Annotated in this window: 1 pseudogene; it reads left to right on the plus strand. The window is 21.6% G+C overall.

The annotated features are described in order from the left end of the window. Positions 1–213, plus strand: a pseudogene (locus tag AWT72_RS09960) (multidrug ABC transporter ATP-binding protein); the annotation flags it as partial.

Below are 213 nucleotides of genomic sequence, written 5' to 3' on the forward strand. Positions count from 1 at the left end.
ACTATAGGTTTAGATATTTTGAGTCAAAAAGGAATACACGAATTTTTAAAGCAGATTAATAAAAAACATAATACAACTATATTACTTACAAGTCATTATATGAAAGATATAGAAATTTTGTGTAATAGAATTGTAGTAATACTTGATGGTAAAAAACATATGGACACTACTTTAAAAGAATTAAAAGAAAAATATAAGGTAGAAAGAAAATAT

The organism is Oceanivirga salmonicida, assembly GCF_001517915.1.
Taxonomy (GTDB): Bacteria; Fusobacteriota; Fusobacteriia; order Fusobacteriales; family Leptotrichiaceae; genus Oceanivirga; species Oceanivirga salmonicida.